17 protein-coding genes are annotated in these 23,468 nt (G+C 69.9%); 6 read left to right on the top strand and 11 right to left on the bottom strand.

Features of this window, described 5'->3' with window-relative positions; genetic code table 11:
* Window positions 1–45 precede the first annotated feature (45 nt).
* Window positions 46–2,034: an acyl-CoA dehydrogenase family protein gene (locus J2X63_RS03760; protein ID WP_309974042.1), complete on the bottom strand. Its 1,989-nt coding sequence runs from the start codon at window positions 2,032–2,034 to the stop codon at window positions 46–48.
* 129 nt (window positions 2,035–2,163) lie between these two features.
* On the opposite strand from J2X63_RS03760, the gene J2X63_RS03755 reads away from it, so the two are divergent.
* Window positions 2,164–2,871 carry an SDR family oxidoreductase gene (locus J2X63_RS03755; protein WP_309974039.1) on the top strand — a complete coding sequence of 236 codons (708 nt, stop codon included), beginning with the start codon at window positions 2,164–2,166 and terminating at the stop codon, window positions 2,869–2,871.
* Between the two features lie 67 nt (window positions 2,872–2,938).
* On the opposite strand, the gene J2X63_RS03750 is transcribed toward J2X63_RS03755, so the two are convergent.
* Window positions 2,939–5,896 carry a hypothetical protein gene (locus tag J2X63_RS03750; protein WP_309974037.1) on the bottom strand — a complete coding sequence of 986 codons (2,958 nt, stop codon included), beginning with the start codon at window positions 5,894–5,896 and terminating at the stop codon, window positions 2,939–2,941.
* Window positions 5,897–6,048: 152 nt separating this feature from the next.
* A complete protein-coding gene (locus J2X63_RS03745) occupies window positions 6,049–7,383 on the bottom strand; it encodes a low temperature requirement protein A (protein ID WP_309974035.1) in 1,335 nt (444 codons plus the stop codon).
* A 115-nt stretch (window positions 7,384–7,498) separates the two neighbouring features.
* Between J2X63_RS03745 and J2X63_RS03740 the strand changes: the two genes are divergently transcribed.
* The gene (locus J2X63_RS03740) at window positions 7,499–7,849 is read left to right on the top strand and encodes a metallopeptidase family protein (protein WP_309974034.1); all 351 of its coding nucleotides are present in this window, start codon (window positions 7,499–7,501) and stop codon (window positions 7,847–7,849) included.
* 62 nt (window positions 7,850–7,911) lie between these two features.
* Here the strand turns inward: J2X63_RS03740 and J2X63_RS03735 are convergent, their stop codons facing one another.
* The 4 genes from J2X63_RS03735 to J2X63_RS03720 all read right to left on the bottom strand — a co-directional run bounded on the left by J2X63_RS03735 (window position 7,912) and on the right by J2X63_RS03720 (window position 12,370).
* Window positions 7,912–8,397 carry a peptidoglycan-binding domain-containing protein gene (locus J2X63_RS03735; RefSeq protein ID WP_309974032.1) on the bottom strand — a complete coding sequence of 162 codons (486 nt, stop codon included), beginning with the start codon at window positions 8,395–8,397 and terminating at the stop codon, window positions 7,912–7,914.
* 151 nt (window positions 8,398–8,548) lie between these two features.
* Window positions 8,549–9,775: a serine hydrolase domain-containing protein gene (locus J2X63_RS03730; protein WP_309974030.1), complete on the bottom strand. Its 1,227-nt coding sequence runs from the start codon at window positions 9,773–9,775 to the stop codon at window positions 8,549–8,551.
* A gap of 260 nt (window positions 9,776–10,035) precedes the next feature.
* A complete protein-coding gene (locus tag J2X63_RS03725; protein ID WP_309974028.1) occupies window positions 10,036–11,454 on the bottom strand; it encodes a DUF222 domain-containing protein in 1,419 nt (472 codons plus the stop codon).
* A gap of 151 nt (window positions 11,455–11,605) precedes the next feature.
* Complete coding sequence (locus J2X63_RS03720; protein WP_309974026.1) at window positions 11,606–12,370, bottom strand: hypothetical protein; 765 nt, start codon at window positions 12,368–12,370, stop codon at window positions 11,606–11,608.
* Window positions 12,371–12,532: 162 nt separating this feature from the next.
* Here J2X63_RS03720 and J2X63_RS03715 point away from each other — a divergent pair, with 162 nt between their 5' ends.
* From J2X63_RS03715 to J2X63_RS03705, 3 genes are all read left to right on the top strand, one after another.
* Window positions 12,533–13,732: an FAD/NAD(P)-binding oxidoreductase gene (locus J2X63_RS03715; RefSeq protein WP_309974024.1), complete on the top strand. Its 1,200-nt coding sequence runs from the start codon at window positions 12,533–12,535 to the stop codon at window positions 13,730–13,732.
* Window positions 13,733–13,801: 69 nt separating this feature from the next.
* Window positions 13,802–14,542: an ABC transporter permease gene (locus J2X63_RS03710; protein ID WP_309974022.1), complete on the top strand. Its 741-nt coding sequence runs from the start codon at window positions 13,802–13,804 to the stop codon at window positions 14,540–14,542.
* A 10-nt stretch (window positions 14,543–14,552) separates the two neighbouring features.
* On the top strand, window positions 14,553–15,356 hold the full coding sequence (locus J2X63_RS03705; protein WP_309974020.1) for a hypothetical protein: 804 nt from the start codon (window positions 14,553–14,555) through the stop codon (window positions 15,354–15,356).
* A gap of 31 nt (window positions 15,357–15,387) precedes the next feature.
* Here the strand turns inward: J2X63_RS03705 and J2X63_RS03700 are convergent, their stop codons facing one another.
* The 3 genes from J2X63_RS03700 to J2X63_RS03690 form a co-directional block, all read right to left on the bottom strand.
* Window positions 15,388–17,481, bottom strand: coding sequence for a PQQ-dependent sugar dehydrogenase (locus tag J2X63_RS03700; protein ID WP_309974018.1), 2,094 nt, complete (start codon window positions 17,479–17,481; stop codon window positions 15,388–15,390).
* A gap of 153 nt (window positions 17,482–17,634) precedes the next feature.
* Window positions 17,635–19,392, bottom strand: a complete 1,758-nt coding sequence (locus J2X63_RS03695) for an AarF/UbiB family protein (RefSeq protein ID WP_309977780.1) — start codon at window positions 19,390–19,392, stop codon at window positions 17,635–17,637.
* A gap of 56 nt (window positions 19,393–19,448) precedes the next feature.
* On the bottom strand, window positions 19,449–20,027 hold the full coding sequence (locus tag J2X63_RS03690) for a PadR family transcriptional regulator (protein ID WP_309974016.1): 579 nt from the start codon (window positions 20,025–20,027) through the stop codon (window positions 19,449–19,451).
* A gap of 344 nt (window positions 20,028–20,371) precedes the next feature.
* On the opposite strand from J2X63_RS03690, the gene J2X63_RS03685 reads away from it, so the two are divergent.
* The gene (locus J2X63_RS03685) at window positions 20,372–22,738 is read left to right on the top strand and encodes a hypothetical protein (RefSeq protein ID WP_309974015.1); all 2,367 of its coding nucleotides are present in this window, start codon (window positions 20,372–20,374) and stop codon (window positions 22,736–22,738) included.
* A 76-nt stretch (window positions 22,739–22,814) separates the two neighbouring features.
* On the opposite strand, the gene J2X63_RS03680 is transcribed toward J2X63_RS03685, so the two are convergent.
* Entirely contained in the window at window positions 22,815–23,315 is a 501-nt protein-coding gene (locus J2X63_RS03680) for a hypothetical protein (RefSeq protein WP_309974012.1), read from the bottom strand.
* Window positions 23,316–23,468: the final 153 nt, after the last annotated feature.

Here is a 23,468-nt window from a genome sequence, read left to right as displayed (position 1 = left end):
TGCGTTCACGCGAACGCGGACTCGCGGGACGCTCGCGCGAACTCCCTACGGCGAGCGGATGACGCGCCGCGCGACGTTCTCGGACGCGTCGGCCGGCACCTCCTCCGTGATCCACGGGCCGGTGCCCTCGCTGCGGTCGAGGATCCCGTCCTCGAGCCACTCGTACGCGCCGTCGAGCACCCGTTCCGACAGGCGCTCGTCAGCGGCATCCGTGTTGCGCCAGAGCCCGTCGAGCAGTCGTTCGGTGCGCAGCCGGGACTGCTCGGCGAACGTGTCGGCGAGCTGGTAGGCCGCCTTGCCGTGCTCGGGGGTGTCGGCGCCGATCATCATGGCACGAACGCACGAGGCCGAGACGGCGAACAGCTCGGCGCCGATGTCGACGACCCGCCCCAGGAACCCCTGCTTGCGTTCGAGTGCGCCCTGCCAGCGCGTCATCCCGTAGAAGGTCGCTCGGGCGAGCTTGCGGCTGGTGCGCTCGACGTAGCGGAGGTGCGCGGCGAGCGGGCCGAACTCGTCGAAGGAGGTCGGCAGGTCGCCCTTGCCGGCGACGAGCTGGGGCAGCCAGCGGGCGTAGAACCCGCTGGCAGATGCGGCGGCCTTGAGCTTGCGGGAGAGCTCGAGGTGCGGGTCGATCAGGTCCCCGGCGGCGGTGAGGTGCGCGTCGACGGCCTCCCGCGCGATGAGCAGCCGCATGATCTCGGTCGAGCCCTCGAAGATGCGGTTGATGCGCATGTCGCGGAGCACCTGCTCGGCCCCGACGGCGCGTTCGCCGCGGGCGGCCAGCGACGCCGCGGTCTCGAACCCCCGGCCGCCGCGGATCTGCACGAGCTCGTCGGCGATGCGCCACCCCATCTCGGACGCCCACATCTTGGCGAGCGCCGCCTCGATGCGGATGTCCTTGCGGTCCTCGTCGGCGAGCACGCCTGACAGGTCGACCACGGCCTCGAGGGCGAACGCCGTGGCGGCGATGAACGCGACCTTGTGCGCGACCGCGGCGTGCTCGCCGACGGGGCGGCCCCACTGCACCCGCTCGCGCGACCACTCGCGGGCGATCTTGAGGCTCCACTTGCCGGCACCCGCGCAGATCGCGGGGATGGCAAGGCGGCCGGCGTTGAGGGTGGTCAGCGCGATCTTGAGCCCTTGCCCCTCACGGCCGATCAGGTGCTCGCGCGGCACGCGGACGTCGTGCAGCGAGGTCAGCCCGTTCTCGATGCCGCGCAGGCCCATGAAGGCGTTGCGGCGGTGCACGGTGATGCCGGGGGCGCGCGCCTCGACGATGAACGCGCTGATCCCGCCGGGGTGCCCGTCGGACTTCGGCACGCGCGCCATCACGACCAGCAGCTCCGCGACCACCCCGTTGGTGGTCCACAGCTTGGTGCCGTTGAGCACGTACCCCGTGCCGTCGTCGGTCGGCACCGCGGTGGCCCGCAGTCGGGCGGGGTCGGAGCCCACCTCTGGCTCCGTGAGCAGGAAGGCGCTGATCGCCCCCGCGGCGCACCGCGGCAGGTACTCGCGCTTCTGCGCCTCGGTGCCCGCGAGCACGAGCGGCTCGGGCAGGCCGACCGACTGGTGCGCCGAGAGCAGTGCGCCGAGGCTGGCGTTCACCGACCCGATCATGACGAGCGCGCGGTTGTAGTACCACTGCCCGAGCCCGAGGCCCCCGTACTCGACCGGGATCTTCATGCCGAACGCCCCGATGTCGGCGAGCGCCTGGAACGTCTCATCAGGGATGCGCGCCTCGCGCTCGATGCGTGCGACGTCGACGTCGCGCAGCAGCGATTCGAGGGCCGCGAGGAACGCCTCGCCGCGCTCGCGGCGGGCTGGATCCGGTCGGGGATGCGGATGGATCAGCGACAGGTCGAACTGGCCCAGGTACAGGCCCTTGGCGAAGCTCGGCTTGCGCCAGTCCTGTTCGCGGGCGGCTTCGGCGACGGCGCGCGACTGCTGCTCGTCGACCTCGGGGACGGCGCCACCTGCGACGGCGCCCGCGGCGGTGGCGGCACTGGAAGCGCTGGACTCACGAACGGTGCTCACGCGAACCTCCTCGTTCCAGCCAAATCTACGCTCAGGGCGTCTGGCGCTCACCAGCATGCTAAGTTTGAAATACCTACTCAGGATGCCGCGGTCTCGCGGCGCCCCGCCGCACCACCGAAAGGCCACATCATGACTTCACTGCAGGGAGCCGTCGTGCTCGTCACCGGAGCGAACGGCGGACTCGGCACCGAGTTCGTGCACCAGGCGCTCGAGCGCGGCGCCGCGAAGGTGTACGCGACCGCCCGCGCTCCGCGCGAGTGGAACGACGATCGCGTCGTGCCCCTTCAGCTCGACGTCACGGATGCCGCATCCATCGCCGCGGTCGCCGCACAAGCCTCCGACACCACCGTCGTCGTGAACAACGCCGGCGCCTCGGCACCGTCGACGATGCTCGACGCCGACCTCGACGAGGTGCGCGCGCTCTTCGAGACCAACGTCTTCGGACCGCTCGCCGTCGCCCAGGCGTTCGCGCCGGTGCTCACCGCGAACGGCGGCGGCGCGCTCGTCGACATCCACTCGGCGCTCAGCTGGTACGCCGCGGGCAACGCCTACAGCGCGTCGAAGGCCGCCTTCTGGTCGATCACGAACTCCCTGCGCCTCGAGTTGGCGCCCCGCGGCACGCAGGTCGTGGGCGTGCACCTCGGCTACACCGACACCCCGATGATCGCCGACCTCGACGTGCCGAAGGGCCGCGCCGACGACATCGTGCGACGCGTGTACGAGGGCGTCGAGGCGGGGGAGCACGAGATCCTCGCCGACGACACCGCCGTCTGGGCCAAGAGCACGCTGTCGCGCACCGTGCTCGAGCAGTACCCGCAGCTCGCCGCCGCGAGCTGACCGGCTCGGGTGGCGCGGGCGCCGCGGGCGCCGCGGGCGGCGGCCGGTCTGCCGTGCACCGGCTCGGTCAGTCGCGCGGCGGCCCCGGCGGCACCGTCGGCCGATCGCTCGGCGGGCCCGGCGGGACGGTCGGCCGCTCGCTGGGCGGGATGGTCGGCCGCTCCCCGCCGCCGGGCACGCCGCGCGGTGCCGGCAGGATGTCGATGTGCGGGCCGCTCGCCTCGCCGATCGAGCTCGCGACGTTGGCGACGCCCTTGCAGGCGCCGCTCACGTCGTTCGACAGTGCGCCGCGGGTGTCGATGTCCCGCTGCCCGTCGATCACCACGTCGATGTCGCTCTTCGTCCCCGTCCCCTTGCCCGGCGGGAGATCGGTCTCGACGGCCCGGCCCATTCCGCGGCCCCGGCTGCCGGTGACCTGCAGCCTCGTCTGGTGCTTGTTCGCGATGCCCTGCAACTCGGCGAGCTCCGCCGCGGTCAGCGTCTGCGGGCCCGGAACCCGCATATCTGGGGTCACCGGGTCGACGACGGCGGGCTTCTCCTCGGGCACCGGGGGCTTGTCCTCCGCGGGCGGCGGTCGGTCCTCGGCGGGCAGTCCGCCCTTGCGGGCCGCGCGCACCCCTGCGGCGAACTCGTCGATCACGGCGAGCACCGACGCGGGCAGGAACCCGCGCAGCACCGAGGCGCAGGCGGCGGCGATGCGGCCGCCGATCCATCCGAGCCCCACGAGGATCGCGGTGATGCCGAGCGCGAGCCCGCTGTCGGCGGCGGTGTTGTAGTCGTCGGCCTTCTCCTGCCGGGTCTGGCGGGTGGTGAACAGGTCGGCGAGCACCTTGACGAGCGCGGCCACCTCGCCGGCGGCGAACGACACGAGGAAGGCCTGGCCGAGTCCCATCGCGACCCCGAAGCCGAGCCCGGCCCCGCCGACGCCACCGACGGCGAACCCGCCACCGGCTCCCGGCGCCGCACCGATGCCGAGTCCGGCCAGCGCACCGGCGATGCCACCCAGCACGGTGCCTGCCAGGCTGCCGCCGATGAAGCCGATGACCGTGAGCACGATCGTGATCGGCCCGAGCAGCAGCAGCGCGATGTTGTTCAGCCGTCGCCAGAGGATGAGCGGGAAGTCGAGCAGCTTCATCAGGTCGCTCCACAGGTCGTGGAAGAACCCGAGCGGATCGTCGAAGAGGTTGCGCGGCGAGAACAGGGTGCCCCACGCCTTCGACATGTCGGCGGCGATGCCGGTGAGCTCCTGGCCGATCTTCGGCCACGGCCAGACCAGGCTCTTCAGCCCGTCGAGCGCCATCTTCTTCACGTGGAGCTTGGCCCACTTGTCGGTGAACGCCGCCCCGAGCCCCGCCCACATCTCGGCGCCGCTCGAGGTGGTGCGCGTGACCGCCTCGGCCGGGGCATCCGTCACCTGTCGCTGCACCGGTGAAGGCACAGCGGATGCCGCAGGCCCAGCGTTCGCGGCACGCGCGGCGGCCGGCATGTGGGGTGCGACCGCATCGGATGCCGCGGCCGGCATGCCGGCCGAGAGCTTGCCCGCGATGCCCTCGGCGTAGGGCTCGATGGTCGACATCGGATCGGCGACGAGGGTGCCCAAGCCGGTGATGGCCTGGCCGTACTTGCGCAGCTTCGCGACGAGCGGCGTGATCGAGAACGAACGCACGCGTTGCACGAACGACCGCACGCCGCCCGTGATCTTGTCGGCGGCGCCGCCCACGCCCTCTTTCACGCGGGTCCACGCGCGGCCCGCCGTGTCCCATGCCGAGGTCGCCGCACCCGACACCGTGTCCCACGCGCCGCGTGCGCCAGAGACGACGGATGCCCCGATGCTCCCGGCCGTGTCCCGCGCCCGCTGCCACCCGGCCTGCGCGGTGCTCCACGCGCGCTGCGCACCCGACAGCAGCGCGCCGCCGATGCGCCGCACGATCGCGCCGCCCCAGCTGTCGGCCGACAGCAGGTCGGAGCCGAAGCCCTCGACCCGCGACCACAACGCGCCGAGCCGGCTCGTGGCCGACGACGCGAGCCCGACCAGCCCGTCGACGACGGCGTTCGCGCCGGCCCGCGCGGAGTCGACGACGCTGCGGAATCCGGCCGCAGCGCCGTCCCACAGGCCCGAAAGTGCACGGCCGACGGCGCCCGCCATCGCCTGCGCGGCACTCCACGCACCCGACGCCAGGCCGGTGATCGAGCTCCATGCGCCGGCGAGGCCGTCGGCATCCAAGTGCAGCACGGCGTCTCGCAGACGGGTCGCGCCGCCGACGATCGCCGTGATCGGCGCCAGGACCACCCCGCGGATGGCCGTGAACGCCGCCGTCGCCGAGTCGGGCAGGCTCGCGGCGACCGAGCGCACGAAGTTGCCGACGCCCGCGCCGGCCGCGCGGATGGCGTCGAGCGCGCCGGCGCCCCGCTCCCGCAGGCCGTCGACCACCTCGCCGACGCCGCTCGACACGCTCGTCCACCCCGCGCGGATGCCGTCGCCGATGCCCGACAACCGGCGACGGATCGAGGCGAAGAAGCCGGGGTCCTCCTCCTCGCGTTGCAGCGCGGGTTGGTCGTGTTGCGTCGCGGGTTCGGCGCGTTGCTGTTCGGGTCCGCGCAGCGCGGTCGGGCCGGCGACCGCGTCGGTCGTCAGCGTCTCGCTGCCGAAGCCGGCGGCCGATGCCTCGACGTCGGTGCTGCCGGCCGCGGGTGCCGTCTCGGCAGTCGGGGCGTACGCCGAATGGGGCGTCGGCGCCTGCGACGGCCTCGGCGTCGGCGACCGGGCGGGAGCCGGCGCAGCGGGATGCGCCAGCAGCCGCGCGACCGCGGCATTCCCCGCCGACCGTTGCAGCGCGGGCAGGGCGACGCGAGTCGGCGCGCCGCCACGGATGGCCCAGTCGGCGGCCGACGACTCAAGGACCGACGGGTCGGCCACCGACGACTCCGCGAGGGACGCAGCGGGCTCCGCTGCCTCGACGCCGGTGGCGCGGTGGGCAGGGGCAGCGGGCTCCGCACGCAGGTCGTGGGCCGCAGTCGAGCTCATCCGTCACCCCGCTCACCAGCGTCATCCGGCCGGGCGCGCGCGGCGAGGGGTAGCGGGTCGCCGAACAGGCAGCGGATCTCGCCCGTGCGGGCAGTGGTCGGCGGGCGAGCGTCCGTTCGTCACCGCGTCCGCTCGCGGCGGCATCCGTCGCTTCAGGCGTGGACGTCGTCGCCCTGGCGCGGCAGGTTCCGCTCGACCGCACGGAGCGTGTGCGTGTAGCCGACCATCTCGTGCCCGACCACCTCGACGACGCACGAGAGCGACACGAGCGCGATCACCGTGACCAGCGCGGCGACGTCGGCGTCGTCCTCCAGGTCGATGGGAGCGCCCGGCTCGGAGGCCACGACCGCGACGACGGCGGCGGCGACGAGGGGCACCAGCGTGCAGAGGAACAGCGGGATGTGCGTGAGGTCGTAGGAGCGGAGCAGCACGCTCCAGATCAGGAACACGAGCACCACGACGCATCCGACCGGCACGGCCAGCGCGAGCGTGATCTGCGGGAGAGTGAGCTCCTGATGCTCGACGCCGTCTGCGGCGACGCGGAGGCCGGCACCGACCGCTGCGATGGCGCCGAAGAGCGGCAGGTGGGCGTAGCGCCACGCGAAGGTGCGCTCGGGCCACCGCGTCAGGATCGCGCGCGTGGGGATGAGGGAGTAGGCCCACCAGAGCCCCGCCGCGATGACCAGCCCTGACGCCGCGATGACGACGGCGCCGACCGACCACCCCTGTTCGCTCACGAGCACGCCGACCGCCGCGACCGTGGCGGCGACGACCTCGCCCACGGTGATGAGCGTGAGCAGGCCGAACCGCTCGGCGATGTGCCCGGCGTTCCACGGGGCGCGCCCGTACCGGCGTTCGATGATGACGGGCGCGATCATCTCGGCCGCGGCGACGGCGACCAGGAAGGTGACGGTGACGCCGAAGGAGAGCCCGGGCAGCGTCGTGAGGGCCCATCCGACCTGGGCGATCGCGATCACCACGGCGTACGCGATGGAGGTGCGCCGATGGGCCGGATCCTCGCGTGCGGCTCGGAGCCACAGCACGATGAGCGGCACGCGCATGATGATGTAGCCGACGACGAGCATCCCGTTGTTGGGGCTCTCGCCGTGCGCGGCATTCTCGAAGCTCACGGGCAGGCCGAACGTGAGGACGACGACGCCGACCATCTGCACGACGGTCGCGACGCGGAAGAGCGCATCGTCGTTGCCGTACGCCGACGCGAACCAGGTGAAGTTCAGCCACGCCCACGTGATGGCGAAGATCGCGAAGACGTAGGCACCGATTCCGGGGCCGACCTCGCCGTCGATGATGGCGTGTGCCAGCTCATCGGCGGCTGCCGCGAACGCGATGACGTAGACGAGGTCGTAGAGCAGCTCCAGCGGCGTGACCACGCGGTCGCGTTCATTCGGGTCCCGGCCCGTCATCGGCCGCAACCGATGCCGGAGGTCGTCGCGCAACTGGGATGCCAACGCTGCCGTCGTCGTCATGGGGACCATCCTCGTCCGCGGGTCGCCGGCTGTCAGCAGGTGTGGCGGTGGCCCGGTGCGACTCGTTCCGTCGCGCGCGGGCCGCGGGCGCCCTTGCAGCGCGCAGAATGGGGAGATGGTCGAGATCTCGGACGATGACTTCGAGCGCATGGTCGCCGAGGAGCTCGACGCGCTTCCCGACGAGTGGATCCGCGGCATCGAGAACGTCGCGGTCGTCGTCGAGAACCAGCCGCTCCGCGAGCGGCCGCGACTGTTCGGCCAGTACCGGGGGCATCCGCTGACCACGCGTGGCGTCTACGGCTTCGGCGAGCTGCCCGACCGCATCACGCTCTACAAGAACAACCTGCAGGAGCACAGCGTCGACCTCGAGTCCCTGCGTCGGCGGGTGCGCGTCACGCTCGTGCACGAGATCGGCCACTACTTCGGGCTCGACGACGCGCGGCTGCACGAGCTCGGGTGGGCGTAGGTACGGCGACGGGCACGGATGCCGCGGGGGCGCAGCATCCGTGCCCGTGAACAGCGCTCGTCCTAGTACTTCGAGATGACCTCGATGCCTGCGGCGCCCACGGGGCGGTCGACGTAGCATCCGGCGTCGTAGGCGGCCTGCCAGGCCGACTTCTGCAGCGCGGACGAATTGTATTCGGCGAACGAACGGGTGCCCGCGTAGCGGCACAGCTGGTTCCACGAGTTGCGGCCGACGATGCCGTCGGAGACCAGGCCCGTGTAGCTCTGGAAGCGGCGCACGTTGGTGTTGGTGTTGGCCCCGAAGCTGTTGTCGACGACGAGCTGGTAGCCGCCGTAGCTGCCGCCGCGCACCGAGGCGATGCCGTTCAGCATGCGCTGGATGTAGCCGACGCACGTCGAGTAGCCGCCCGACGAGTACTGGTAGGCCGTGCAGCCCTTGCCCGTCGCCCCAGTGGTGGCGCTCGCCGCGGTGGCCGGGGCGATGGCGCAGATCCCGGCGATCGCGAGCGCCACGGCGCCCCCGGCGATGGTCTTCCTGAACGTCTTCATGGCAGTTCTCCGAATTCGTGGTGCTGGTCGTGGTCGTGGGGGTACCGCAGTACGCCCCCAGGTGATCGCCGCATCTGCGCGCGCCGCGAGCCTATCCACGCCACGGATGACGGGGGAATGGGGAGGACTGCCCTGCGAGCCCCGCGACCCGTCATCCCCAGGGGGCGGCGCACGGCTCGGGAGGTGAGCCCTTGAGCACGGGACCGAGCAGCGGCGCCAGCGCCTTCGTGACCTCGAGCACCGCCTCGCCCGTTCCGCCGTCGCCGTTGCCGAGCATCGCGAAGACCGCGCCGGTCTGCGGGTAGTACGCCACGCTGGTGCCGTAGCCGGGTTCGGCTCCCGCATGCGAGACGCTCGTGACACAGCCGGTGTCGACGTCGTACTCGACGCCGGCGCCCAGGCCGTAGCCCGCCCCGGGATTTCCGGGGACCGGCGCGAGATCCGCATACCGCACGGCCTGGAGCTCGGGCGTGACGCCGGCACCCTCGCCGAGGGCCTCGCCCCATGCGTGGAGGTCGTCGAGGGTCGACACCATGGCGCCGCCCGCCCAGCTCTCGCCGTTCGACCAGCCGACGGTGTCGACGGGCTCGCCGAGTTCGGGGCAGAAGAGCGAGTACCCGTGGGCCAGTGGAGCGGCGACCTGCCCGTCGGGGGCGAACCTGCTGCGGTCCATGCCGAACGGCTCGGTGATGCGGTCTCGGATGAGGGTCTCGAGGTCGACGCCCGTGACCTGCTCGAGGATGCCCCCGAGGAGGAAGTAGTTCGTGTTGGCGTACTCGAACCCCTCGCCCGGCGCGAAGTCCGCGCGGGGCGTCGCCGCGCCGACCGCGATGAGTTCGTCGGACGTCGGAATGGCCTGCGGGGCGCTGCAGATGCGGTCGACCTGCGCCCGGCCGGACTCGCCGATGCCGCTCGACTGGTTCAGCAGCATCCGCACGGTGATGTTCGACGCCTCGGGGAAGTCGGGATACCACCGGTCGAGCGTGTCGTCGAGGCTCACGTCGAAATCGGGCTCGCCGATCACCTGCAGCATGACCGTGCCGACGATGGTCTTGGTGATGCTGCCGATCTTCTGCTGGTTGTCGCGGCCCATGGGCTCGCCCGTCTCGACGTCGGCTGTGCCTCGCGCGGAGATCCATTCGTCTTCGCCGGGGATCCACATCCCGACGATCACGCCGGGTATTCCGGATGCCGCGAACCCCTCGTCGAGGGCCGTCTCGAGTTCTGCTCGAAGCGCGGGGTCGAGGGCGGTGGCGGATGCCGCGGGTTCGGCCGTGTCCGTGACGCCTGCCGGCGTGGCGACGCATCCGCTCAGTACCCATGCCGTGACCGCCGCCGTCGCGGCGACCGCGCCAACCGCCCACTTCGTGTTCCGCATGACCTGGCCCCTCGGCGTCGCGCGGGACGCAGCTCGGATCGCGCACGGCGGGCACGACGTCGTGACCGTGCCGTCGCCCCTCGCTGAGGCTAGGGATCCGGATCGCGGGGCGGGAGCGGTGCCCCCACTCGCGACCCTACGCCGCCCGCGCGCGCCGATGGCGAACGAGCGGCGCCCCACTTCAGGGGTCGAAGCAGTTCCATCGGTCCCGCGCCAGCTGTGCCCGAATGCACGTCGACTCGTCCGACGAGCCGGCCGGGTCACGCTGCCCTTTCCTCGCGCAGCTCAAAGCGCGCCCGGCCGCCGAGTCGGGGAACCCGTGCCGGATCGATGTGCGGTGGCGGGATGAACCACACGTCGTTCGGGCTCGGGAGGATCTGCCACCCCTCGCGGTGGATCATGTGGTGGCAGAAGCTGCAGAGCATCACGCCGTTCGAGAGGTCCGTCGGCCCCGCATCGCGCTCCCACCAGGCGATGTGGTGGGCTTCGACGTAGGCGATGTTCTGACCGCACGAAGCGCAGCCGCCGTCGCGCTCGCCGAGCGCGAGTCGTTGCGCCTTGCTGAAGAGTCGGGCGGCCCTTCCAAGATCGAGTGGCAGGCTGTCGCCGCCGAGCACGGCCGGAAGGAGTTCGGCGTCGGCCGCCAAGCGGCGGGCCGTGGCCGCGGAGACGGGCTGATCGAGGCCGTCGATGCGGGCGTGCCCGAGGCAGCTCACGAGCGTGTCGAGGTCGACGCGAACGACGACCGTGGTCTTCGCGAGCGGCGTGAGGGTCTGGCTGCAGCCGAGCGCATGCCGGGCGAGCGCCGCGAGGGCATCCGCCTGCATCTGGGGGATCGACCGTCGGTCATCTACCACAGCGTCGCCATCGCCGTCGCCGGCCTGGCGTCGGCGCAGCACGTCGGTCACGAGCGCCTCGATCGCCGCCTTCACCGGTGCGCCGCTCTCGGGGTCGAGGCGGGCGTGCACGTGCAGCATGCCGTATCCGTCTTCGCGCATCGTCAGGGAGCGCTCCATGCGGAGCTCGTCTTCGCGGGGCTCCACTCCGTCGGGGTCGAGCCGCGCCTCTGCCTCGCGGACTCCGCGAAGGAGCATCTCGAGCGGCACGTGCGCCGCGAGGTCGACCAGCGCCGCTTCGACATGGCCGGCCCGGCTCGGCTCGGCTCGCGCCGACGCCCGATCGAGCATCGTCGTGATCGCGGATGCCGCCTCGATGCCGATGCTCGCCGCCTCCAGGGCAGCGGCCACGTGAGGATGCCGCGACGGGAGCCGCTCTCCGCTGAAGGTCTGCCGTTGTGCGGTGACGGTGCCGACGGTGATGAGCCGCTGCGCGTCGGCGCGCGATGCGCCCGTCGAGGCGGCGATCAGTCGCGCCGGATTGTGGAACCCCTGCGCCTTCGCCAACCCGATGTCGCCGAACTCTGGGCCCGATCGCTTCATCACCTCGGCCGCGACCCTGGCCAGCACGGCGTCGACGTCGCGCCGGACCTGCGCGAGCGCATCGGCGACGCGCATGAGCCCAGGGTCGCTCATCTGCTCCACTTCGACCTGCGCGTCGCCACGAACCGCACCCCACGCCGGCATCGCCCCGCCCCACGCCTCCAACAGCACCGCCACGTCGCGCTCGATCGCGGCGAGCGCGCCCGGCGACGCCGGCAGCCGCGACGGCTGCGCTGCCATCGCTGGGTGTGGCGGAGGGAGCTGTTCCATGCTTCGATCATGCACCCACCCACCGACATCCGATCATGCCTGAAAAACACCGTTGATCAGGCATTCACCTGTGGACAACTCCGCCCTCCAATCACCTGGGGAGGACGAGTCGAACCGGCGCTCAGCCCTTCGCCACAACCTGATCCGTGACGGTCGGAACCGTCGGATACCTCGGCCGAAGCATGGTGCGAACCTCGGTGAGCGACCGATGCCAGTAGACGTAGAGCACGATCAGCGTGACGAGGAACAGCAGGGCGGCAAGCGACCACGCCACGATCGGCCCGCCGAGTGACCCCGCGAGGCCCGCGCAACTGCCGGCCACCACGGCGGTGACGATGCCGACGATGCCCTGGGTCTGCACCGAGAGGTGCAGCATCCGGAACCGAGGCCGCTTCAGGCGCATGCCGGTTCCGATGCTGCGATACAACGCCGTTTCGTCGTCGTTGACGGGCAGGACGAAGTAGGTGGCGGCGGTCGGCGAGGACTCGGCGAAGAAGTGGCGGATCCGGTTCATGCCGGTGAGGTACACCGTGGCTTCGCGCTGGATCTCGACGAGCCGGATGAACGTCGCGATCCCGAGGAACAACGTGAGCAGCAGCACGAGGAACGCCACGACGAGAAAGGTCGAGGAGTCCATCCCGCCTTGCGAGGCGAACCCGAACGCGACGCCGGCAGCGGAGACCACGGCGAGGAACAGGCTCGTTCGGGTCAACGAGGCCGTCCACGCGGCGCTCAATGCCGACATGAGCACGTTGTACTCGGTGGTGAGCACCTCGCGTGCCTGGCGAAGGTCGTCGGGCGTCGGCGGGCTGCCGGCATCTGAGCGGCCCGGCGGTGGTGCGGTGCCGCCGCCATCAGTCGCGGCAGCTTCTTCAAGCGGACGCATACCTCCATGCTACGAGCGTCGGATGGCGCTGCGACTGGGTTGTCCATCGGGGAGGACCTCGCCATGCACTCGGCGCCCGCCGAGTCAAGCGGGTCGCTTCGCCGCAGGGCGGCGCATAGGTTCGGATTCCGGCTGCCCATCGACGTTGCAAGGAGGCGCCCCATGACCCACCACCGCATCGTGATCATCGGCGGAGGCAACGCCGGACTCTCGGTCGCCGGGCGACTCCATCGGCACGGCGTCGACGACGTGGTGGTGATCGAACCACGTGACCAGCATCGCTTCCAGCCGTTGTTCTCGCACGCGGCCGGTGGCGTCGCTCGCGCCAGCATGACGGTGCGGCCGCAGGCTTCCGTCATGCCGAAGGGCGTCGGGTGGATCCAGGAGGCCGTCGTGGATCTCGACCCCGACGACGCCAGCGTCGTCCTCGCGTCAGGTCGTCGGGTCACCTACGACCAGCTGATCGTCTGTCCGGGGATGCAGCTGGACTGGGACCGTGTGCCCGGTCTCACGGCCGCGCTGGGCACGCCGTCGGTCGCATCGCACTACGAATTCGAGCTGGTGCCCAAGGCGTCTCGGCTCCTCCGCGACCTGCGCCGGGGAACCGCCGTCTTCACGCAGCCGCCGGGGCCGGCGAAGTGCGCCGGTGCGTCGCAGAAGCCCATGTACCTCGCATGCGACTACTGGCGCGCGACCGGCGTGCTCAGCGACATCCGTGTCGTGATGATCGTGCCCGACCCGACCGTGTTCGGCATCCCCGAGATCGACCGCGAGCTCGAGCGGAAGATCGCCGAGTACGGCATCGAGCTTCGAACCGGAACCGAGCTGCGCTCGGTCGACGGCGCGAACCGCACGGCCGAGATCGGCCCCGTCGGCGGCGGCGGAGCGAGCGAGCGCCTGCCGTACGACGTGCTGAATGCCGTGCCGCCCCAATCGGCTCCCGACTGGCTGAAGTCGACGAGTCTCCCGGCGGCCGGCGATTCGGGCGGGTTCGTCGAAGTCGACCCCGAGACGCTCCGCCACGTGCGCTACGACAACGTCTGGGCGCTTGGCGACGCCGCGGCGACCCGCAATTCCAAGTCGGGTGGCGCGCTGCGCAAGCAGACCAAGGTTCTCGCCGAGAACGTGCTGGCGGTGCTCGACGGCAAGGAACCCACGACCCGCTACGACGGCTACACCGTCTGCCCGTTCACGGTCTCACGCTCCACGGTCGTCTTCGCCGAATTCGACGACCAGTACCGGCTGAAGCCCACCATCCCGTTCTGGAAGTCGCTGTCTCGCGAGCGACGCCTCTCGTGGCTCTTCGACCGGCACATCCTGCCCTGGGTGTACTGGCACATGATCCTCAAGGGGCGCGCCTGAGCCCGCGCGTGCATCTGGGCAGCCCCGCGGATGCCGCGACGCGACTGATCGAGCCGTAGAGTCTGCGGCATGGACTGGAGCGTTGCCCTCACGACGTTGCTCGGCGTCAGCGCGCTGGTGGCGATCACCGCGATCGCGCTGCGGCTCTATGGCGTGACGCAGTGGTACGCCGGAGCCCTCGCCATCCTTCGGGCGGCCGTGCAGCTCGCCGCCTTGAGCCTCGTGCTCTCGATCGTCATCGAGGATCTGCTCTGGGTCTGGCTGGCGCTGGGCGTGATGCTGCTGGCCGCGATCCTCACCGCCGGGCGCCGCCTGCACGCCGACTGGCGGATGTTGCTGACGATCGCGGGGGTCATGGCAGGTGCCGCCATCGTGACGCTCGCGGTGATCTTCGTGTCGGGGGCGGTCCAGCTGACGCCGCAGTATGTCCTCGCCATCGGCGGAATCGTCGTGGGCAACACGATGACGATCACCACCCTGACGGGGCGACACCACCACTCGTCGCTCGTGGCGCGCCGTGACGAGGTCGAGGGCTGGCTTGCGCTCGGGGCAACGCCGCGACAATCCACCATCGACATCGCCCGCATCGCCGTGCGTGAAGCGCTCATCCCGTCAGTCGACCAGACGCGAACGACCGGTCTCGTGGTGCTGCCGGGCGCCTTCGTCGGCGCGGTGTTCGCCGGCGCATCACCGATCGAGGCCGGTCGATTCCAACTGATCGTGCTCGCGGGGATCCTCTGCGCCGGTGCCCTGGTTGCCGTGGGCCTCAGTGAGTCGATGAGCCGGTCGACGACGGTGCCGACGCAATAGGATCGGCCGCATGTCGCCCGAGACGCCCGAGACGTCCGAGAAGCGAGCGGATGCCGCACCACCACGTCCCGAGGCTGGCGGGCGCGCCATCGCCGTGCTGGTCTCCCTCGGACTGGTGGTCTCGCTGCTGGTGTGCGTCTTCCTCGCACTCGACAATGAAGCCCGGTATGCGTTCCAGGGCGCGGATTCGTCGGTGAACCTCAGGACCGCGATCGTCGTCATGTGCATCGCGTTGAGCGTGCCCATCGCCACGATCATCTGGTGGGGCATCCGTCATCGTCATCTCACCGGAACGGGCCGCCCCGATCGATCGGGTCCGCTGGTGACCGCGTGCGTGTGCCTCGCCCTGGGACTGACCAGCATTTGGGGCACCGCGGGCGCCGTGAAGCGGGTGCACGCCGACGAGGCCGCGTCCTTCGAGCAATCGCTGGATGCGTCGGCGGTCGAAGCCGAGGGCGTCGACCACCTCGAGTGGATGGCCTCGTCGCTCACGCTCGCCGCGCTCGGCGAGCCCGAGATCACGCGCGAATCATGCGTGCTATCGGACGGCGGCAGGGGAGTGGCACCCACGATCGTGATGCGCGCCGAGACAGGAGGCGTCGCCGCCGAGGATCTCGTTCGCGTCGCCCTGTCGTTCTGGAGGGCGAAGGGATATGACCCCCACGTCGGCGCCGGGAGCATCGACGGAATGGCCTACGTTTCGGGCACGGCCCTCGAGGACCCGTACGTGGAGATCCTCGTCATCCCGAATGCATTCGGACCCGGCGTGCACGAGCTCTCGTACCACGGCGTCTGCATGGGACTGCCCTCGTAGGGAGTGCCGCTCACTGCGGCCCCACATCGTGCTACGGCGCCGCGACGAGCGCTCTCAATCGCGCCTCCACCGTCGCCGTCAGTGCCCCCGTTCCGCCGAGCATGACCGCCTGAGCCGGAGAGAGTCGCAGGAGGTCTTGCCCCGTGTGCATCGAGACGTCGTCGGGTGCGGAGAGCAGCATCGGCAGCCCTCGGTTGCCGGCGACCGCGCTGCCGGCGAGCGCATCCGGAAAGTTGACGCCACTCGCAACGTACGCGGCCGGGGCCTTGACCCAGAACGTGCGGCTGATCGCCTCGGCCGTGGCGAAACGGTTCGCACCGGCCAGCCTGAGGACCGGGCCGCTGGTGTAGGCGTCGAGTTGCGATTCGACGGCGGAGCCGATCGTGGCGGTGCCGCCCAACACGTAGATGCGCTGGGGCTGCAGGCGCTGTAGCTCGGCTACGGTCGCGGCGGGGATTCCATCGCCCTGCACGAGGAGCAGCGGGGAATCGCGCAATGCCGCCGCCGGAGCCCCGGCGAGGGCGTCGGCGAAGTCCGTCCCGACCGCGACGAAGGCGGCCTGAACACCGGGCGCGTACCAGCGGTTGCTGATGGCAGCCGCGGTGTCGAAGCGGTCGGACCCTGCCACACGTGTCGCTTCCCCGGACGACGCGTACGCCGCCACCGCCGCGCGTACCGACTCGCTGACCACGCTCGTGCCGCCCAGCACCCAGATGCGCTGGGGGTTGAGGCGGTCGAGTTCGGCCTGCGTCGCGCCGGGCAGGGCGTTCGCCTCCGTGAGGAGGATCGGCATGCCCCGCATCCCGGCGACCGCACTGCCGGCGAGGGCGTCGGGGAAGTCCGTTCCCGTGGCCATCACCACGTCGGTGGCACCGGAGGGGTAGGCGCCCTGACTCAACGCCGCCGCCGTCGCGAAGCGGTCGGCGCCCGCCACCCGGGAGACCGACGTCGCGGCGGGTCGAATGCGTATCACCTTGTCATTGCTGCCGTTCGAGGTGGTCACGTACAGTTGTCCGCCCGGCCCGAGCACCGATGCCCGCATGCGTCCCCAGGCGCCGTCGAAGAGGATCTGGTTGCCGCTCACGGTCGCGCCGTCGTCGCTGATCGAGAACCTGCGGATGTCGGACTCCTTGAGCGTGCTCACGAAGAGGTTGCCGTTGTGATCCGCCCACTGGGTGCCACCGACGAACGCGGCGCCGGATGTCGCGATCGTCGAGCCGCCGGACGCCCAGATCGAACCGATCGTGGTCGGCGAGGAGCCGCAGGGGCCGCTCGCGGCGCCGGTCTGGCACGGCCACCCGTAGTTGCCGCCCGCCTCGATGCGATTGATCTCATCGTTCACGTCGGGGCCGTGCTCGATGGCGAAGACCTGGTCCGTGCCCGGACGGAGGGCGATCCCCTGGGGGTTTCGATGGCCCATTGAGTACACGATGTTCCGCGTGCCGCCGATGACGGGATTGTCGCTGGGCACGCTTCCATCCGCGTTCAAGCGCAGGATCTTGCCGTTCAGGCTGTTGCGATCTTGAGCGAGGGACGTGTTGCTCGCATCACCCATGCCGACCCACAGCTTCCTGGACCGATCCATCTCGACGGCGCAGCCGTTGTGGATCCGATTGGCCAGCATGCCGCCCACCAGGACGGTCTCGCCGCCCCAGCTGCCGTCTCCGAGGAGCTGGTACCGCACGAGCTGGTTCCTCCAGCCGCCGCTGCCGGCGTACTCCCGCGAGGCGCACACGTAGACGTAGGGATTCGTGGCGAAGTCGATGTCAACGGCGATGCCCAGCAACCCGGACTCGCCCTCGGCGCGCACCGAGGGGATGGTGACGGTGCGGACGAGCGCCGCGCCGGGCGAGCCGCTGGCGTAGACGCGCACCCGTCCGGGCCGCTCGGTGACGAGCATCTGGCCGTTCGGCAGGAATGCCAGGTCCCAGGGGATGCTCAGCCCCTCCTGCACGACGCCGGTCGATAGGGCGGGCGGCGCCGCTCCTGCGGCCTGAGGCGTCATGCCGACGGCGAGGCTCGACGTTAGCGCAACGGTGAGGAGGAGCGTGGGCCAGCGACGATGGCGGTGGAACCGAACGCTGCTTCCGGCGTCGGACACGGTCGACACACCCCTGCTGCTCACGCGAACCCCCTCGTTCGTCGCCAATCTACGCGCGTGCCGCGGCCGTGGCCACAGGGGCCGCGCGCTCAGCGCTGAACGCGGATGCGCCGACCGCCGAATCGGCGGTGTTCGCGCACCGGGCGGGCCGGTGCAGCTGTCGCCCGACTGCAGCGCTCACCGAGGCCCGCGCCGCCCGAACACCCCGCCGAACACGGCGTGCAGCAGCGGGATCGCCGACACCACGATGAGCGCCACGCCCCACACCGGCTCGTCGAGGCGCAGCAGGATGCCGCCGATGAAGAGGCCGACGAAGACGACCGCCGACACGATCCGCCCGGCCGTGCGCTCGAGCTTCGCCAGGCGTCGCTCGATCCGCGGCGAGTGGGCGACGAGGCGCCCCTCCTCGACGCGGTCGGCGAGGGCGTCGAGGCGCTGCGGCAGCCGCGCGACCGTGCCGGCGTAACTCAGCGCCTCCTTGCCGAGCGCCTGCACGAAGTTGCCGCGCTCGTCGCGCAGGAGCTGGTTGGCGTAGGGCTCGACGGCGTCCCACATGTTGAACTCGGGGTCGAGTGAGCTGCAGAGGCCCGAGGTCAGCGACATCGAACGGATGACGAGGAGGAAGTTCTCGGGCAGCTGGAACGGCAGCGCCCGCATCGTCTCGCCGAACTCGATCGCGAAGCTGCGCAGCTCGCGCTCGTCGACCTGCTGCAGCTCGGCGAGCCCCATGCCGCCGAAGCGCGCGAACAGGGCGGACATCGCCCGCTCGAGCTCCTCGGTGTCAGCCGACGGCAGCAGGATGCCGACGCCGCGGATGCTGTCGACCAGGCGTTTGCCGTCGCGCGCGGCGACCGCGAGCAACAGCTGCTGCAGTCCGCGCCGCAGCCCGTCGGGCACCTCGCCCATCATGCCGAAGTCGATGAAGGTGAGCCGCCAATCGGTCGACGAGGGTGAGCCGGCGGATGCCCTGGGCCCAGCCGATGACGCGGGCGACGCGGCATCCGGCGCCCACGCACCCGCGCCCGCGGCATCCGCCACCCGCTCGACCGGCGTGACGAAGATGTTGCCGGGGTGCGGGTCGGCGTGGAAGAAGCCGTCGCGGAAGAGCTGGTCGAACATGACGGCCGCGAACTGCTTCGCGACCGCCTTCGGGTCGATGCCCGCCGCGAGCAAGGCCTCGCGGTCGTTGATCTTGATCGCGGTCACATCGGCGAGCGTGAGCACGCGGCGCGTCGTGCGCTCCCAGACGACCTCGGGCGCGGCGACGCGGGGGTCGCCGGCGAACGCCGCGGCGAACTGCTCGGCGTTGTTCGCCTCCTGCAGGTAGTCGATCTCCTGCAGGCTCGTGACGGCGAACTCCTCGACGAGCGAGGGCAGGTCGACGTGGTTGGCGACGAATCGCACGCGGCTGAGCCATCCGGCGACGCGGCGCAGCGCCTTCAGGTCGACGGCGACGATCGTCTCGATGCCCGGTCGCTGTACCTTGACGACGGCCTCGTCGTAGCCCATGTCGGCGGCGTCGATGGGCGCGAGGCGGGCGCGGTGCGCCTGGCCGAGGGATGCCGCGGCGAGCGGCGTCGGGTCGAACGACGCGTACGCGCGCTCGAGTGGCACGCCCAGCTCGGCCTCGGCGAGGCGCTGGATCGCGTCGAACGGCACGGGCGGCACCTCGTCCTGCAGCCCGGCGAGCTCCTTCGTGATCTCGGGCGGCAGGATGTCGAGGCGCGACGAGAGGTACTGGCCGACCTTGATCATGAGGCCGCCGAGGTCGACGGCGAGCACGTGGAACCGCTGGGCGATGCGCGTCAGCCGCGCGGTGCGTCCGCGCGCCGCGAACCGGGCCAGGCCGAAGCGCGGCAGCACGAGCTCGAACCACCACGTCTGCACGATGTAGCGCGCGGCGAACCGCAGGATGCGCCGGTAGCGGGCGCGCATGCTGCCGGCGTTGGGCGCCGAGTCGCCTCGACGCCCACGTGCCGATGCCACCGAGGTCAGTCCTTGGCGAGGATCGAGTACAGGCGACGACGTGCCTCATCGAGCACGTCCACCGCCTCCTTGACCTGCTCAGGCGTGCCAGTGCGTCCGACCTGCGCCGCCGCCTGGGCGAGCTCGAAGCCGGCCTTCCCGAGCGAGCCGGCCCCGGTGTCGTGGCTGCGGCCGCTGCCTGCGGTCGGCCAGGGCGCCGGGCGGTCGCCGGATGCCGCGACCTCGGCCCGTCCCAACTCGGTCAGCGTGTACGTCTTGCGTCCGTTCGACTCCTCGGCGCTGATCAGCCCCTCGTCGGCGAGCAGCTGCAGCGTCGGATACACCGAGCCCGCGCTCGGCTTCCACGCGCCGCCGCTGCGCTCGGCGATCTCGCTGATGATCTGGTAGCCATGCATCGGCTTCTCGGCGAGCAGTGCGAGCACCGCCGCGCGCACGTCGCCCTTGCCCATGCGCGGCGCGACCTTCTGCTCGAACATGCCGCGGAGCTGCTCCATGGCCTCCCACAGGTTCGGGCCGGGGTTGCTGCCCTTGCCCCAGCCGCTCGAGGAGCCGCCGAAGCCGCTGCCCATGTACGAATCGCTCATGATGACCTCCCTGAACCGGGGCCCTGATCGGGTCTCGACGATATGTCAACGATATATCGTTCGGACGGTTCGGGGTAGGGCCTCGCGGCCGTCCATTGATACCCGTCGAGGAGATGATCGCGGCGCCTTAGAGCTGTCCCAACACGCCGCGCGCGTTTCTTGCGACTCGCGAATTCGGGAATCTGTCGAAATGGAATTCGAGCACTCACTTGCGGCCGCTCCAAGCATGGGTGAGCTCGTTGGCTTCCTCCCGCGGACTTGGTCGCGGGCGTGCTGGCCACCATGCGCGGTTTGCGGATGGGATGATTTCGGCACTTGGTTGTATTGAGCAGGATGGAGAGGACATGCCTGAGGAGTCGCTGGCGTACCGAACGGCGACCACAATCCTGAGGCCACCGAGAGTCGCTGTCCTCTTCTACGGAGGGACAAGTTGGCAGGCATGGGCACGGCTCGCGCTCGAGGCGGTCAGCGTTCGATGGGGTGGCGGCGGATACATCCTTGTGCCGTACGGCGAGGATGGAGTTGTCCACCCCACCATCATCAACACTGTGCGGACCTATGACCCGGATGAGCTAGCGATCCTGATACATGATGTTGCGACGTGGCATCGGCTCTCGCCGGATGTGGTTGGTCCTCGCCCCGATGAAGACCCTTGTGCGTGGGAGGCTCGGCTCGCCGCTGCGGCAGATGAGCCAGTCGCCGACGCTTGGGCAAAGAAGGCCACCGAATCGCTCGCCGCGGTGGTCACGCCGCTTGCGCACTCGCGCCTAACCCCCCACCCGCTGCGTATTTCGGTGGGGGGTTCAAACGGAGGAGATTGGCACCATCGCGTCGACGAGAACTCGGTCATAGGAACTCGAAGCGTCGTTGGAGCCACGACTGAATGGGATGGCGACGTCGCTCTCTGGGCGCTCGCAAAGACAGGCAGCCCACCGCATTCTGAACCCACTCGGCCAGCGCCCGCTGATGAAGATCTGCTCGACTGGTTGCTTGACCCGTCGGCGGGGGAGGCGCCAGAGCCGCTCATCTGGCAGCACAGCCGTGAGTCAACCAGTGAGATCCGCGCGGACACGTGGTTTGAGGCTGCGTCACCGACGCTTACACGAATCAGCACCGGATGGAACCCGGTCAAGCGTGTCCTAGTGCTCGGCGACACGGCTGAGGACTTCGCGCTTGCCCTTGCACTCGATCGAATTCTCGGCTTCGCCATCTGGCTATCGAATGACGCAACTTCGGTAATGGACGCGGCACCTCGTCTAAAGCTCCACCTGCATGGGGTTCTCGGTTTCGATGCCTCAGACGTCCATGTCACTACCGTTAGCAAAACGCCCGCCGACGCTCAGGATGCTCTGAACAGCATGACGATCCGCGGTCAATTGTTGATCAACGACGTGGAGGTGACAAGCGGTTCATCGTCGCTTGGCGTATCAAAGGCACTCCCGGAATTCGGCAGCGGCCTTTCGACGTTGGCCATCGCCGACGGAGTCGGTGCCTCGTACGTGGTGCCCGTGTTCGAGTCGCCAGACGGCACCGTCCGACTCGCCGCCCCATTTGAAGCTCCACTTCCACCAGGCCCGGAGTCCGGGCTTCCCCTGGATCAGAATGGCCAGCCCGCTTGGGTGGTGGACGTGCAAATCTCTCCCCGTTCCATGCCACCAGGACGGCAACTTCCCGCGGCAGAGATCGTCGCCAGCGAGAACTTGGCCACGGCAACCCTGCTTCGCAATGCTCGCGACGGGATTACCTTCCGAGCAGCGAGCTTTGGTTTCGTCGCGGGCAATAGCGTGCTCCATTCCCGTCTTGCGCGCCCACACCTCCGTCAACTCGGCCTCTACTCATGGGTGCAGGCGATGGCGAGACGTCATAATCTCAACGCAACGTACTCCAAGGCTGGGCAGTACTCCGAGTTGGTGGCCCGCCGACTGGGGGGCCGAGTAAGGCTGGTCGAGCTCGCTGCTGGCGGGCAGCAAGCGGCGTTCAGCGAGTTCCGGTCTGCCGCCTCTCCGAAGAAGAGCAGCGACGCGTTCCCGTGCGGTGATGGTGTCCTGCTGGGATTGTCGCCCTACTTAACGTTTGCTGCATTCCGCCGAGTGCTCGGGTCTATCAGCGACGCTCCCATTCGAGCCCTGCTTGACGAGCTCCTGCGGGCTAGGCTCCTTCGGCGCGGGCTTGTACTCGGTTGCGAGGAATGTGGGTCTCCGTCATTTGTGAGTATCGACGACCTAGCCCAGGTCTATGAATGCAGTCACTGCGGTGCGCGCAACGACTTCATCGGCGCGCAGTGGCGACGCCCGATGGATGAACCAGTGTGGCACTATGACCTGCACAAGGCGTTTCGCGGCCTAGTGGACGAACACGGAATGGAAGTGCTGAGAGCAGCGGCCCGTGTGGGCGGCGCTACGGACGCCGCGCTCACCACATCCGAGGTGGTATTCACTGATGCGGATGGAAAGCCGATGTACGAGATTGACCTGATCGCATTCGTCAATGGCCAAGTAACGGTCGGCGAAGTGAAATCAAGTGGCAACATGGGCTCCGGCGCCGCCCTCCGCACAGCGGTCAAGAAGCGCCTTGATGCTGCCGAGATACTCCAGGCCGATGAAGTTCTCTTCGCCACCGCAGGAGCATGGCCGCCATCGGCTCGGGCCGCGATTGATAAGTCCATACGTGTGAGACCCGAAGTCCGTGTTCGGTTCGAAGAGAACCTGTAACCCAACGTCAAGTGTTAACGAACCTGCGCCATCAAACCGACGGGGAGGTGGCCGGCCGGAGGCACACTCGGCGTAGCTATCGGTTCGGCCGATCCCAAACGTGGACATAGTCGGCCCACCTGCGCCATCCCGAACCAGCGGGGAAGGTCTCGATATGCGTCCATGCCTCGGACAGGTAGCCGATTATGCCGTGAGCCCCGACTGCATTCGGTGCGACATCATTGACGACGATTAGGCGGTGCGGGGCGCGCTCGGATCGAAGCCATGGGAGAGCCGCGTTCATGTAGGGCCAGACTAGGAGAGGGATGCTGTCTCCTACGTCATCCGTTTCGTACGTGCCCCATCTGACCTCCGTCCATGGGATCACGGGCGGCTTCGGATCCGAGGCGACCACCTCTGCTCCGAGATCCTTTAGAAGTCGAGCGGTGTAGCCGCCGCCGGCGCCGAGTTCCCACAACGGCCCGTACGCTGCGATCCGCTGCAGCGCGTCACGGCTCATGGCGTTCTCCCCGTAGGCGTCGATTAGGCCGCGATGCTCGACGATGGCGAGCCGATCCATGAAGTCGAGACCGGCCATGCGCTCGCACCACATGACGTAAGCGGGTGTGTCGCTTACCCACGGCGTCCCCCGGTCAGCCGGATCAGGGAGCCCAGAGTCATCGAAAGACTGTGGGAAAGGCACGTGCGGAGTCTATATCTCGATGCTTCTCGCGTCGTCGCACGAAATACG

This window comes from Agromyces sp. 3263 (assembly GCF_031456545.1).
In the GTDB taxonomy this organism is placed as follows: Bacteria; Actinomycetota; Actinomycetes; order Actinomycetales; family Microbacteriaceae; genus Agromyces.
Note: the sequence above shows the minus strand (reverse complement) of the source record. Positions and strands in the feature narration are given on the sequence as shown.